Raw genomic sequence first — 13,267 nt, 5'->3', positions numbered from 1 at the left:
AATTCTTATATTTTGGAATAGCGGTCAAGCCGCTCCTTTTACTTTGGGATCCAACCGATCGCGAATATCGTCTCCAATCAGATTAACCGCCAGTACAAACAACGTGATCGCCAGTCCCGGGAACGTACAGATCCACCAGGCAACCGTCAGATAACCTCTACCTTGCGAGAGTAAGGCGCCCCAATCCGGAATTTCCTTCAACACCCCAAGTCCCAGAAAGCTGAGTCCGGAGCCCGTCAGGATCGATGTCCCTACGCCAAGCGTAGCCATGACCAGTAAGGGTGACAACGAATGTGGCAGTACATGTTTCCAGAAAATACGGGTATTGGAACCGCCCAGTGAACGTGTCGCTGTAATGAAAGGCAGACCTTTAACAGATATGACCTGCCCACGCATCACCCGTGCGTACCCCGGAATTGAGGAAACGGCAACAGCCAGTGCAATATTCATGAGTCCTGGCCCGAGAGCAGCTGCAACAGACAACGCCAGGAGCACGCCGGGTACAGCCATCAGTATATCAACGGCACGCATGGTGATGGTATCAACAATACCTCCGGCGTAACCGGAGATAATACCAAGCGCACTACCAACAATGCCTCCCACAAGCACCGAAGCAAATCCAATGAGCAATGAATCCCTGCTTCCATGCACAACTACACTGAAGATATCCCTGCCAAAATAGTCCGTCCCGAACAGATGCGCAGCAGAGGGAGCCTGCAGAATGGCATCCGTCATCATCTGAGTTGGATCATAAGGAGCAATCCAGCCCGGCACAATCGCACATGCCACGGTAAACACGACTACCAGCAATGCTGCATAAAAGAATAATCGGGATACCGCGAGTGAAACGCGATAGCGCCAAGGACGGCGATTCCACAGACGTATACGTCCTACGCCCGCCCATGCTTTTTTGTCACCAGCCAAAGGTTTCATGCTCATGAGCAACAACTCCTCCTTCCATACTCCGCGTCAGGACACTTCTGACTGTTCCAGCTGTCATCATGTTCGGACCGCACGCCGAACCCGGGGATCAATGTACGAATACGAGATGTCCACCAGCAAATTCAAGACCACATAGATAATGGATGTAAAGAAAACAACGCCTTGCACCACGGGCAGATCCTTGGCCATTAGCGCATCTGCAATAATCCGGCCGATTCCTTGTCTGGAGAAGACGGTCTCCACCACAACCGTTCCCGCAAGCAGATCACCGATCAGCATGCCGATTACCGTTACGGCAGGGATCAGCGCATTACGCAACGCATGGCCATACATGATGGCGCGCTCGGAAAGTCCTTTTGCCCGTAACGCCACAATAAATGGTTCATTGATTACTTCCAGCATGCTGTTACGCACCATCCGTACGATAAACCCTGCACCCACGAGACCCAACGTTGCTGCCGGAAGAACCAGTGAGCTGAACCCATCCGATCCCATCGCCGGGAACCAGCCAAGCTGTACCGAGAATAACAGGATGAGCAGTATCCCCGTCCAGAAGGTCGGCATCGAGATGCCGAACAGTCCAACGAGCCGGGCAACGAAATCAATCACGCCATTGCGATGAATTGCAGACAATACACCGAGTGTAATTCCAATCGTGATGGCAATGATTGAGCTGAGTGCGGTCAAAGCCAGTGTGGCTGGAAAATGCTCCAGTATTTTGGGCAGAACCGGATCCGAATTGATCATCGATTTACCGAAATCTCCACGCAGCATATCACCGAAATAGTTCGCAAACTGGATGTAAAACGGCTGATCCAGCCCAAGTTGAACCCGCAGATTCTCAATCATCTCCGGGGTAGCCGAGGACGGGTCCAGCATGAGCAGAACCGGATCACCCGGCAGAAGATACATGATGCAGTACACCAGCACCGAAGCTCCGAATATAACCAGAAGCGATGTTGCGAGTCGTGACAGTATCGTTTGAACCATACCGGGATATCTCCTTCCTGAATCGGAATTGGTCGTTCCTTATAGTGTGTGTTCAAAAAGACCAGTTTTCAGTACCGAGAAGATGGAATGAAGCTAGAAATGGAGTAGCGGAGCGTAGGAAACTACGTGAGCAACGGACATTTCGGCTGAATTTCATATTCGATGCTGATCATGCCATTAGGCATGACTCGTAATCAAAAGTGGACTTTTTGAACAACCTCTGTTAGGGCTGAATGCGGACGTCGTTAAAGAGTGGATACCCCAGCGAATCGAACTTGATGCCTTCGACCTTTTTGGATGCTGCGACGGTATAAGGGAATACATAGATCGGCAGAATCACCGCTTGCTCAATCAGGTATTGTTGAATCTGATTGTAGATCTCGACACGTTTATCCGCGTCACTCTCAACGGCTCCCTGCTCCAGCAGTTCATCAATCTTCGGATCAGACAAACCGGATAAGGTCGGACGCTGACCCTCTGCACTTGTATGATAGAAGGCATACAGTGCATTTGGATCGGAGTTAACCTGGCTGTTGCCATAGAGATCGTAATCCCAGTTCTGATAGATGACCGTTGCTACGTCTTTTGTAATTTCCACTTCAACAGCGATGCCTACCTGCTTCAACTGTTGTTGAATAATGGCGGCAATGTCATTGCGTTTCTCCCGATTGGGCGAACCATCGACATAACGCAGGGTCAGCTTCTGGCCGTCTTTGGCACGAATGCCGTCAGCCCCTTTCACCCAGCCTTGTTCATCGAGCAGCTGATTGGCTTTGTTGATGTCCGGGTTAATGCTTCCTTCCAGCGATGCATCATAACCCAGAATTCCAGGAGACAATGCAGACCACGCACGTTCGTAGTTGCCCAGATACAATGTTTTGACAATCGATTCCACATCTAAAGCGGATTGTACCGCCTGCCTTACTTTCACATCATCCCAAGGCGCTTTGCGCAGATTGAAAAATAGTGTATATGGCAATCCCACCGTATTGGCCTGTAACAGTTGCTGGTTCGGATCGTTTTTCAATGCAGCGATATTTTGCGGTGGAACGGTCTCGGCAGCGAGTACCTGACCACTTTGTACACTTCCGATGCGCGTCGCTTCTTCCGGTACAATTTTGAATGTGATCGTGTCCACATGTGGCGCAGCTTTATTTTCAACCGTCTCAGGTCCCCAGTTGTAATCCTTGTTCTTGGCAACGACGATATCCGCATTTTCATCCCATTTCACAAAGGTATACGGACCTGTACCCACCGGATTTTTACCCAGCTGGTCGCCATATTTTTGGGCAGCTGTAGGGGATACGATCCCCAGAAGTGCCTGGCTCAAGTTGCCAAGAAAGGCTTGCGATGGCGATTCCAGATTTACCTTAATCGTATATTCATCAATGACCTCGGAGGAGCTATAGGGTCTAATCAGGGCAAGGGAATTGGCAGCTTTGGTAGCCGGATCGATCACCCGGTCCAGATTGTATTTCACGGCTTCCGCATTAAACGGTGTGCCATCGTGGAACTTCACGCCTTCACGCAGCTTGAACGTATAACTCTTGCCGTCCTCGGATACGCTCCATTCCGTGGCGAGCCAAGGTTTGATCGAACCATCCGGCAACTGTACTACCAGATTGTCGTAGATCGTCCGGATGGCGCGTACCGTTACGGCAAGCCCACTGCGATGAGGGTCAAGCGTATCCGGTGAAGTCGCGAGTGCAAAAGTCAGGTTGCCTCCTTCAGCTTGCCCGGCCTGCGCCCCGCCCGAAGCCTGTGCTGCACCGTTCGTGCTGCCTCCCGCCGCTCCGCAACCGGATAATACCATCACCAATACTGCTGCCAATGCCATATATTTCATCCATGAGATAGACCTGTTCATATCGCTTCCCCCTCTGTATATACAGGTGTCATTAAATTGATGTTTATACCAATAGTTGATATATCCTATGAGTTAAGTCGGTTTTAAAACAGTACGAAACGTAGTAATTTATTTTATTACCGGTTGGAAAAACAGCCAGACAAAATCAGATGCTCGTTCGCTCCCTATCCGTTATGCCAAATCAGATACGACTTGCTCCTTCGCAGCCGTATAACGGTTAACCGGAATTTGCACGCCAAGGTTACCTCGCAATGTATCGTGTTCATATTCCGTACGATACAGGCCGCGCTCTTGCAGAATCGGAACAACCAGTTCCACAAAATCAGACAATCCACTTGGCAACTCCGAAGCAATAATGAAGCCATCCGCCGCTTCCGTCTCGAACCATTCCTGAATCTTGTCAGCAACCTGCTCCGGTGTGCCCAGGAATTTGCTGCGCGGTGTTGCTGCCCGCAGAGCCACTTCACGCAACGTCAATCCTTGCTCCTTGGCATCCTTCTTAATCTTGTCCGTGCCGCTGCGGAAACTGTTGCTTCCAATGCCATTCAGCTCCGGGAAAGGCTCATCCAGTGGATATTGGGAGAAATCATGATGTTCGAAGAAACGTCCCAGGTAATCCAGTGCTTTGTCGATGGTGACCAAGCTTGCGATTTCCTGATATTTCTGTTCAGCTTCCTCTTCCGTCCGTCCAACAATAGGATTGATGCCTGGCAGAATGACAATATCCTGTGAAGAACGTCCGTAGGAGGCCGCTCGTGTTTTGACATCCTTATAGAATGCCTGCGCATCTTCAATTGTATCGTGTCCAGTAAAGACAGCATCTGCTTCTTGCGCTGCCAGCGTTTTGCCATCTTCCGATGAACCTGCCTGGAAAATTACCGGCTGTCCTTGCCGTGAACGGGCAATATTAAGCGGACCTTGTACGGAGAAAAACTCTCCTTCATGATTAAGCGTGTGCAGTTTGGATGGGTCGAAGAATACACCGCTCTCTTTGTCTCTTACAAAGGCATCATCTTCCCAAGAGTCCCACAACCCTTTGGTTACCTGTAAATATTCCGCGGCAATTCGATAACGTTCCGGATGCGTAGGGTGACTGCTCTTACTGTAGTTCTTCGCTGTACCTTCGAGCGGAGAGGTTACTACGTTCCAGCCTGCACGGCCATCACTGATCTGATCGAGGGAACCGAACTGTCTGGCTACGGTGAAGGGATCACTATAGGATGTCGAGAGGGTCCCCACCAGTCCAATCCGTGAAGTAACTGCAGCCAAGGCGGATAGAATACTGATCGGTTCGAAGCGATTCAGGAAATGGGGAATGGATTTCTCGGTAATATACAGACCGTCTGCGATAAAAACAAGATCGAACTTGCCTTCCTCCGCTTTCAGTGCCTGACGCTTGTAGAATCCAAAGTTGACGCTGGCATCCGACAGAACCTCCGGGTGTCTCCAAGTGGTATTGCTTCCTCCAACCCCATGAATAATGGCTCCAAATTTCAAACTGCGTTTCGCTGTCATGTTCACTCCGCCTTCCTTGGATTAAAATCTTCAAAAAAATGATCAAGGGCCAATCTGAACTGATTACGTATACGAATTAACTAAAAGTTAACTATTCCTATGAGTTTGGTTTGTTTTAATTTCACAAATCTTATCACTGCCCCGCAAAAGGGTCAACAGCACGACTAATAGATTTTTTCTATATGTGTATTGAAGATGTGAATTAGAACCATTTACATCTCATCAAGCGTTGAGTTATGAACGTTCCAGCAGCTGCACAAATGCGATCTTGCATCATGCACAGCCGGAACGGCTTGCTCCAAAGGTATATATCGACTCCCGTTAGACCGCTGCCGCTTCGTCCGCTCGTGCCAGAAGTTCAGCCAGCTTCTCCAGATCAGGTTCCAGCAAAGCTTCAAACTTGCCGTCCCCTCCCACTTCAATCACGGGTACATGCCGAATGCCATATTTTGCTTCAAGCACATCTCGCAGCACGTCATTACCCTGCACTTCAATGTTCTCGAAAGGCTGGTTTCGCTCTGTCAGAAATGCTTTTACTTCCCCGCAAAAATGACAGCCTGTTTTGCTCCACAGCACGACTTTTTTGGTTGATGATGACATCGACATACCTCCTGGTTAGTTTTAAAATTAAGATCTGGGCGATGGATCACGAAAGCCCTAGACCTTCAATTCCCATCTGTTAAATAAGAATTATGGCTATAAATGTACTCCTGCACCCTTCATGCGTCAATGGATCTGCTAATAGAATAAACCTATAGCTAAATAGAAAGATTAAATTTTAAATTTGAAAGATGAATGATTTTACATGAATGAGTCGCTATTGGCCCCTCCAAACCTGTTCAAGAGCTTGTTTCGCTAGTACAGTGTAAAACTCGATCTGATCCGGACTTCGATCTATAGCCCACCTCAGCGTATCAAAGGCTTTCAACAGCAATACATATCTCGCTTGATTCAATTCATGCTCCTGCTCTTGTATACTTGTCCCATAGCCTTCTAAAAACGCTTTCAATTCTTCGTTATCAGGCCCATCCCCTTGTAGCTGGCATTGCATGAGTTGAATGATATCTCCGTAAGGCACGACAGTGACTTCTGCATTTCCCCAATCCAGAAGGGTAATCTCTCCCGTCGAACTTACGATTGTATTCTTCAAAGAGAGATCGCCATGGCATAAACCAAAGCGGAACTTTTGCATTTTCAGTTGTTCGAATAATTGCCGTACGATTTGGGACTCCTTCATCGTCATTACACCAAGCTTGATCAGCGGGTCTTGCTTCGTGAGACTATTGATATTGTATTGCACATATCCTTGCCAGCTGCCATCTGATCCTGCATGCGGGGGAGAGTAAAATCGATCCTGTACAGAATCGTGCAGATCCCTTCCGAAACCTGTAACGGGGATGGATTGCAAACGTTGAGTATACTCACCAAGTTTCCTCCAGATCATGGACGGGGACACTGTCGTATCCAATCCGTTATCCCCTTCCACAACCGTTTGAATCATATAGGCATGTTCAGCGTTGACCCCAACGGACAATGTCTGTGGCCCAGGAATACCGGCACTCGTTGCTCGTTCAATGCACCATTTTTCTTTCAAAAAGGTAGGATATGTATCTTGACCGTTCATGCGTACAACCACTTTATGACTCGCCGTCTCCACCAGACAGGCCTGATTAACAAAGCCTTTACCGATGATATGGTGTGAGCATTTTACTTTTTCCAGCAAAAAATCACTCGCAATCTGTTCGGCCTGTCTGACCACAGAATTTTTCATCGTGCATCCTCCCAATCCCTATATCATGATCCCAAGTTGGGCATGGTGATCATGGTGTTGGTCATAGTGTAAAAGTAAATCCTTGAGCTTTCAATTATTCGGATGCGGAATGAGTCAGAGCGATTATACTGGATACCGCTACATCTTCCATTCCGCATCATGCTGCTGATCTGGACAAACAGATCGCCTGACATTACAGATCTGGGTTCAAGAGCTGAGGTGGGGCGATAATGGGCCAGCCTTCTTCCATCGAATTCAGTTGGTCCGCAGACACACTGACAATATGCCCAGAGTGTATACCCCAACGTTCTGCGGCATATACGGATACAAATCGTCTGCGCTTGCCTCCGCTAATCTGATATCGAATCTCGGGTGCATCCCCTGCGGCAACAATACTTCCTTCTGCCCAGCCATTGGGAGAACCTTGAACCGCTGTCGTCTGCAGCTGTTGTGACTCCATCGGCCATCCTTGCACGTCCCCCGCTGATATCAGTGCTTCTCCGGCAGGAATGGCGAGCAGATCCGGTTTGGCAACCTGAACAGGAGATATTCCACGCGGTACAGGGATGTTCAACTTACGCCGCCGTCCACCGGTTAAGGTATAGACATCGCCTTTGGCATCGGACAGGAACGATCCTTCCGGGTAGAAGTCACTGCTGCGTCTGAACTGTAATGCTGGATCTTGGCTACCCTGCGTTGAGATTCGCTGGCGCGGATCGATTGGGTACGTATCTCTGTCCTCTTGTTGACCGGATGGAGTACCAGAGGTTTGTCGTTTCGCCAAGCGGGTGGTTTCGGCAACCAGCGTGTGGGGATCTCCCCACTTTTGGCTATAAAACTGTTCGTTATCCTTGTTCACTACAGCAAAGTCCTGCTCACCCAAGGCTTTCATGCTGACACTTCCAAAGTGATGGATAAAAGCATCCCCCGCTACCGCAAGCTGGTATCCTGCCAGTTTCACCCGGATGATCCAGTCATCATCTTCAAAATTGCCCACGGCATAACCTTCATCCAAATAACCTACCCGTTCCAACAGTTCCCGTGAGAACAGCCAGCAGAATCCGACGAGTCGATCGGTCATTCGGTGTTTCTCTGCATCCGGACGATTATGTGTGCTGGCAAAAGACCACATATCCTCGACCTCACGGTACGGAACCTTAATTTGTTGATCCCCGCCAATATAGTTGGTCACCGGACCCACCACACCAATCTGCGGATCACTGGCAAGACAAGTCATCATGTTATCCAGCCAGCCCGGAGTAACCAGCGTATCGTTGTTCAGTACGATAATATGTCGTCCTCTCGCCATCATCAGCCCATGATTGACACCTCCGGCAAACCCTCGGTTCTGATCCAGGGCAGCCACCCTCACCATGCCGCCTTTGCGGTGCATCGCCTCGGCAGTTCCATCCTTGGAGGCATTATCCACGACAATGATTTCGAAGGGGGCCGGGGTATGCTTTTCGATACTGGACACACATTGCAGCACATATTCCCGCTGATTGTACGTGGGAATAATGATGCTAACTCCTTCAAAAACAAGACCAAACGAGCTCTGTCCCTGGCGGACACCTTCGTCATAGCCTCTGTTATAACCCTGTTTGTAGAGTTTGGCGCCTTTGGCTGTGCGATTGCTTCTGCCTTTGCGTCTGGATTTCCGTGTTGAACGACGACCTGCTATATGCAGAACCGCCATGGCAGATCGGGACACATCTTGCTGTGTTGCATGCCGGCCCACTTTGTTTGTGCTGCTGATACTGACATTTCGATCTTGTTCACTACGGCTTTTGTCACTGCGAGAGTTGATATTGGGCGTGATGTTATGATGGCTGTTACCATTTCGACGGGTGACACTTCGAGCATTAGCCTTGTTGTTACGACCATGACGTCCTTCCCCGCGCTGTTGATCGGGTGTGCTCATGTTGCTCCCTCCATTTCCACTCGTCCGTGAGTCCAACGTGCACATGACCAGCCCCCGGACGTTCCACCTAGAGTTGAAGCTCTCCTGTTACCAGTTTGTCAGCCAAATGTCCAAAATCCAGGGCGACTTTGCCGAGTTCACCTGCAATTCGCCGACACAGAATGACTGCCGGAATGCCCGCCGCCACCAGAGCGATATCGAAAGCATGTTCTGCGGTTTGCTGCATCACCCTCGGAACATCCATGACTCCCGCCACAGAACCAATGATGCCTGTAACATGAACCCCCCGACTATGCAGCAGTACCGCAAGCTCTTCAGCCTGGCTGCCTATAAGCAGAACCCGTCGCCCTTGCAGCACGGGCAGCACCAAGCCGGACTGATGCAGACTGTAATTGATCGTGGAGCTGGTCAACTTCAGTCGGGACCAGTCGATCCCGAAGTGGCGCAATACCGGGAATAGCAGACCCTGGAACGTAGGCGCCCGGGAGATGGGGACGCCCACCCAGTCGGCGGCCTGAATGGCTTCCGCAAGCATCGCGCGGATGTCTGGGGTTGAGCATGGCACCCCTGCATAGGGCAGAAACGGTGCCAGCTCCTGCACTTCTTGGCCTGGCAGCACCGTATCGGCTGCCAGGGTGAGTAGTTCGCCATCTCCAAGGCGAACGACAGACAAGGGGCGCTGCGCATCCAGCGCCGCCGTGATGTGGCCAGCCATCTCATGAGGGCTGGCCAGCCGGGCCAGGCTGGGCGCGTATTGGCGGAATCCCGCCGCGATCAGATCTGCCGCCGCCACGGCAGGCAGAATGTGATCCGGCGGGATGTGCTGCGCCACCAGCGCCTCCCCGCCGGCGAATACGCCGTCGCGGTAGCCCTCGGCGTAGCCGCTGGGCACGGCCTGCGCCTGCACTGCGTGCTCCGCGGGCTGAGCAGGCGCAGGCAAGCCCTTCGCGCTGCCCGCATTCGCGGCGGCAGCGCCTTCCCGCCCCGCGTGGGCGACACCCTTCGGGCGTGTCGCTTGGCGCGGGGCGGGGCCAGCACCGCTGGCAGGCATCGCCTGTGGCTTGCTGGCTTGCGGTGCTGGCAGGGGCGCACGGCGCATCGCCGTGCGCTGCTTGGCGCGGGCAGCGGCACGCCGGCCCCGCGCTGGTGCAGCCCTGCGCCCAGCAGTGGCCTGGCGCAGGCCGGCTTTGCCTTTGCCGGTACGGCTGGCTCTGCCCGCATTGCTTCTGCTCGCAGGGCCAGCTTTGCCTGCTCTGCCCACAGCACTGCCCGTGCTGCCCGCTTTACCCGCACGGACCTTATGCGCTGCGCCTGCGGATGTCCCCGCTTTGGTCTGGGTACTGCGTTTCCCAGACTTCACACCTCTGACTCCAGCGGGCCCTGGACCCGGCACTGCCGGAGTGCCACTGCCCATGAATACCGCCGGGTGCGTGCCCCGGGGTTTACCTGACACTGAGGCCCCAGCGGACCCGGTACGTGTCGCTACTCTCACGCCATTACCTCCTTTGGCATGCACGAGGATTGTCGCTGCGCAAAGCGCCGGAGCATCCTTCCAGCTCCGGCGCAGGGTGTTCTGCTCCCATGGGGGGCCGCACAGCGGCAGCATCAGGCGCATATATTTTAAGGCAATTGTCCTTTCATGCGGACAGCTGCTTCCTGGAGCGAATCAAATGTACCTGCATCACTCCAGTATTTCTGCAAAATATCATATTCCAGTCCACCAGCAGACGCGTAGTGATTATTTACATCCGTGATTTCAAGCTCTCCGCGCGCAGACGGCGCGATGTTTTGAATCAGGTTAAATACATGATCGTCATACATATATATGCCAGTTACACAATAAGAGGTCTTCGGCTGGCTTGGCTTCTCCTCAATGTACGAGATTCGCTCTGGATGCTGTGGATCAAAAACCGGCACCCCATAACGTCGAGCATCATCCACCTCTTTGAGCAGAACTCGCGCTGTACCCGCCGGTTGCTGCATGTAGCGGTCCACATAAGGCTTCAGATCGTCGCTAAAGAGATTATCCCCCAGAAGTACAACGAATTTTTCGCCAGGAAGGATAAAGGTCGTCGCCAGATCCAATGCTTCCGCAATCCCGCCTGCCTTTTCCTGAATGCGGTACGTCAGCTTGACCCCATGATCTGCTCCGCCACCAAGATACTCTGTATATAACCCGGCGGAATGTTTGTTAATGACAATCAATATTTCATCAATGCCTGCCTGGCGGAGCCTGTCGATGCCATACATAATCATCGGATGTTTACCGACTGGAAGCAGATGTTTATTAATGAGCCGGGTCAGAGGATACAGTCTAGTTCCTGTTCCGCCGGCAAGAATTACACCTTTCATTCCACATTCCCTCCTTCATCGGATATGTCCATATATTCAAGCGGATCGACATGCCATTTGCTCATAAAAATCGAACGATTACGCTCAAGCAGCTGTTTCCACGCCACCGGATCTGTCTTCTGGAAGCTTGCACTTCCCTGATGATGCACAAGGACATCCCCGCATACCAGCAAGCGATAGCCTTGCAATCTTGCTCTATAACAATAATCGTCATCCTCATAGTGTCCCGGAGAGTACGCCTCGTCAAGCAGTCCAACCGATTCTATTACACTTCGTTTCATCAGCATGCACAGACCGACAATCCGGCATACGTCCCTCCATCTTGAAGAATCCGCAATATTGTTGGAATCAGCCAGTTCCTGAAAATGTTCCATGTTCCGAAACGCCAGTTCAATCTGCTGAATTCCGCTTGCATAATTCGTGACAGGACCCGTGATCCCAATACTTGGATCACTGTGTAGAGCCGTTCGCAGATTCTCCAGCCAACGATGCGTGACCGTAACATCATTGTTCAGCAGCAACAGCTCTTCCCCGCACGCTGTACGGAGTCCAGCGTTACACGCTGCCGGAAATCCCCGATTGTCCGGGAACCTGACAAAACGAATTCGCTCCAGTGCACAATATTCAGCGGTTCCATCCGTCGAACCGTTATCCACAACGATAATTTCGTATGACGCAGGATCGCCCGAGTATTGTCTGATGGCATCAATGCAGGGCCTGATCAGATCCAGCCCGTTGTACGTTGGGATAATTATACTGGTCAGGGTCATCTGGCGTTCCTCCTGTAGGCCACTTCGGCACGAGAGAGCGTATGTGCCTGGGCTGTATCCCAACCCGTATCCAGCCAGGTAGTCAGCGCCTCAAGGTGATCTCCGATGATCAATCTGGCGACATCATTCCCACTCCCCGTGTTACCGGGGCGCAAACGATTGGAACGAATAACATCCACCTGACTTGGTGCCGATACGCTCAGCCCATGCTGAATGGCGAGGCTTTGTGCCTTAGGTGGAACGGCCAGTGATGCTGGCTTCACGGTCTGAATCATACGACGAGACAACGCATGGGGCACGGCTGTCATGGAATTGGAACCGAGATCTGCCCTGCCTAAGGTTCGGTTCAGATATGCTTTGATTCGGCTTACCTCATCCTGCCCTGCAAACGGTGGAAGCAAGGACGTCAGATTATTCAACGCCACATCCTGTCCCCGGTCCACCTCGAACAGAAATGGTGCAAGCTGTTCCGCCGATACGACCATATCCCCATCCACAAAAAGGACCGTCTCCGCATCCGTCATCTTGGCTCCCAGGGACCGCCCCACATCATGCCCTGCCCGATCCGGTTCATATACGAGCGTAATTCCCGGCTGCCTTAATACCTGCTTCAAACTGTCATCCGTCGTTCCATTCAGTACCACAATGATATCTGTCAGAGGCAAACGTTTGAGTTGCAACAGCACCTGCCCCAGTGTCCGTTCCTCATTGCAGGCACAGACAACAGCAGCAGCCGAATGGCGAAGGGGTATCGGCACGATCTGGCAGGAATGTCCAGAAGTATGAGCATACCCTTGCATAAATGCCTTACCTGCGTTCAGCGCTACTTCTAGGTTGCTTAGCTCCGCAACGTTCACCGCGTATGCATTCCACGCGTGGCGCGCATGTTTTTCTGACGCTGCGTTGTCCGCCTTCGCCTCGCTTCCTGCAAGTTGCCCTGCTTTCCACATCAAACGCAGATCCACCAGGCCAGCTTTGGATCGGTTTCTGCTCGTTTTTGGAGTAATCGACTGTTTCTTGTTTCCATGACGCTTGTTGATACGGTTGCTTCCTGTCGTCGTTCGTCTTCGTCTATTTGTTGTCCGTCTGCGGTGGACAATTCCCGAACGTCCCTTCATTTCCTCACCTCCAGCATGCTG

11 protein-coding genes are annotated in these 13,267 nt (G+C 51.6%); all 11 read right to left on the bottom strand.

Annotated elements, in window-relative coordinates:
• Positions 1 to 24: 24 nt before the first annotated feature.
• The 11 genes from OM416_RS25070 to OM416_RS25020 all read right to left on the bottom strand — a co-directional run bounded on the left by OM416_RS25070 (position 25) and on the right by OM416_RS25020 (position 13,246).
• Positions 25 to 939, bottom strand: coding sequence for an ABC transporter permease (locus OM416_RS25070; RefSeq protein ID WP_264934161.1), 915 nt, complete (start codon positions 937 to 939; stop codon positions 25 to 27).
• Between the two features lie 60 nt (positions 940 to 999).
• Positions 1,000 to 1,932 carry an ABC transporter permease gene (locus tag OM416_RS25065; protein ID WP_036605816.1) on the bottom strand — a complete coding sequence of 311 codons (933 nt, stop codon included), beginning with the start codon at positions 1,930 to 1,932 and terminating at the stop codon, positions 1,000 to 1,002.
• 223 nt (positions 1,933 to 2,155) lie between these two features.
• Positions 2,156 to 3,799 (bottom strand): ABC transporter substrate-binding protein, encoded by a 1,644-nt coding sequence (locus tag OM416_RS25060; RefSeq protein ID WP_264934156.1) that lies wholly within the window; start codon positions 3,797 to 3,799, stop codon positions 2,156 to 2,158.
• A gap of 171 nt (positions 3,800 to 3,970) precedes the next feature.
• Positions 3,971 to 5,314 (bottom strand): LLM class flavin-dependent oxidoreductase, encoded by a 1,344-nt coding sequence (locus OM416_RS25055; RefSeq protein WP_264934154.1) that lies wholly within the window; start codon positions 5,312 to 5,314, stop codon positions 3,971 to 3,973.
• 321 nt (positions 5,315 to 5,635) lie between these two features.
• Positions 5,636 to 5,914 (bottom strand): glutaredoxin family protein, encoded by a 279-nt coding sequence (locus OM416_RS25050; RefSeq protein ID WP_036605813.1) that lies wholly within the window; start codon positions 5,912 to 5,914, stop codon positions 5,636 to 5,638.
• Between the two features lie 217 nt (positions 5,915 to 6,131).
• The gene (locus tag OM416_RS25045; RefSeq protein WP_264934150.1) at positions 6,132 to 7,085 is read right to left on the bottom strand and encodes an aminoglycoside phosphotransferase family protein; all 954 of its coding nucleotides are present in this window, start codon (positions 7,083 to 7,085) and stop codon (positions 6,132 to 6,134) included.
• Between the two features lie 193 nt (positions 7,086 to 7,278).
• Entirely contained in the window at positions 7,279 to 9,006 is a 1,728-nt protein-coding gene (locus OM416_RS25040; RefSeq protein WP_264934148.1) for a glycosyltransferase family 2 protein, read from the bottom strand.
• Between the two features lie 67 nt (positions 9,007 to 9,073).
• On the bottom strand, positions 9,074 to 9,721 hold the full coding sequence (locus tag OM416_RS25035; protein WP_264934272.1) for a GT-D fold domain-containing glycosyltransferase: 648 nt from the start codon (positions 9,719 to 9,721) through the stop codon (positions 9,074 to 9,076).
• Positions 9,722 to 10,626: 905 nt separating this feature from the next.
• On the bottom strand, positions 10,627 to 11,358 hold the full coding sequence (locus OM416_RS25030; RefSeq protein ID WP_062837897.1) for a sugar phosphate nucleotidyltransferase: 732 nt from the start codon (positions 11,356 to 11,358) through the stop codon (positions 10,627 to 10,629).
• Positions 11,355 to 12,128, bottom strand: coding sequence for a glycosyltransferase family 2 protein (locus OM416_RS25025; RefSeq protein WP_264934145.1), 774 nt, complete (start codon positions 12,126 to 12,128; stop codon positions 11,355 to 11,357). Before OM416_RS25025 ends, OM416_RS25030 begins: the two co-directional genes overlap by 4 nt.
• Positions 12,125 to 13,246: a glycosyltransferase family A protein gene (locus OM416_RS25020; protein WP_264934143.1), complete on the bottom strand. Its 1,122-nt coding sequence runs from the start codon at positions 13,244 to 13,246 to the stop codon at positions 12,125 to 12,127. The genes OM416_RS25025 and OM416_RS25020 overlap by 4 nt, the downstream gene beginning before the upstream one ends.
• Between the last annotated feature and the right edge of the window lie 21 nt (positions 13,247 to 13,267).

It is taken from the genome of Paenibacillus sp. LS1 (assembly GCF_026013365.1).
Lineage (GTDB): Bacteria > Bacillota > Bacilli > Paenibacillales > Paenibacillaceae > Paenibacillus.
The sequence above is the reverse complement of the archived record's forward strand: the minus strand, read 5'-3'. Positions and strand labels throughout refer to the sequence as shown.

What these genes read in the sequence shown, in the direction of transcription:
- OM416_RS25070 (WP_264934161.1), bottom strand. Translation starts at nt 939, where the DNA reads ATGAGCATGAAACCTTTGGCTGGTGACAAAAAAGCATGGGCGGGCGTA.
- OM416_RS25065 (WP_036605816.1), bottom strand. Translation starts at nt 1,932, where the DNA reads ATGGTTCAAACGATACTGTCACGACTCGCAACATCGCTTCTGGTTATA.
- OM416_RS25060 (WP_264934156.1), bottom strand. Translation starts at nt 3,799, where the DNA reads ATGAACAGGTCTATCTCATGGATGAAATATATGGCATTGGCAGCAGTA.
- OM416_RS25055 (WP_264934154.1), bottom strand. Translation starts at nt 5,314, where the DNA reads ATGACAGCGAAACGCAGTTTGAAATTTGGAGCCATTATTCATGGGGTT.
- OM416_RS25050 (WP_036605813.1), bottom strand. Translation starts at nt 5,914, where the DNA reads ATGTCATCATCAACCAAAAAAGTCGTGCTGTGGAGCAAAACAGGCTGT.
- OM416_RS25045 (WP_264934150.1), bottom strand. Translation starts at nt 7,085, where the DNA reads ATGAAAAATTCTGTGGTCAGACAGGCCGAACAGATTGCGAGTGATTTT.
- OM416_RS25040 (WP_264934148.1), bottom strand. Translation starts at nt 9,006, where the DNA reads ATGAGCACACCCGATCAACAGCGCGGGGAAGGACGTCATGGTCGTAAC.
- OM416_RS25035 (WP_264934272.1), bottom strand. Translation starts at nt 9,721, where the DNA reads ATGGCTGGCCACATCACGGCGGCGCTGGATGCGCAGCGCCCCTTGTCT.
- OM416_RS25030 (WP_062837897.1), bottom strand. Translation starts at nt 11,358, where the DNA reads ATGAAAGGTGTAATTCTTGCCGGCGGAACAGGAACTAGACTGTATCCT.
- OM416_RS25025 (WP_264934145.1), bottom strand. Translation starts at nt 12,128, where the DNA reads ATGACCCTGACCAGTATAATTATCCCAACGTACAACGGGCTGGATCTG.
- OM416_RS25020 (WP_264934143.1), bottom strand. Translation starts at nt 13,246, where the DNA reads ATGAAGGGACGTTCGGGAATTGTCCACCGCAGACGGACAACAAATAGA.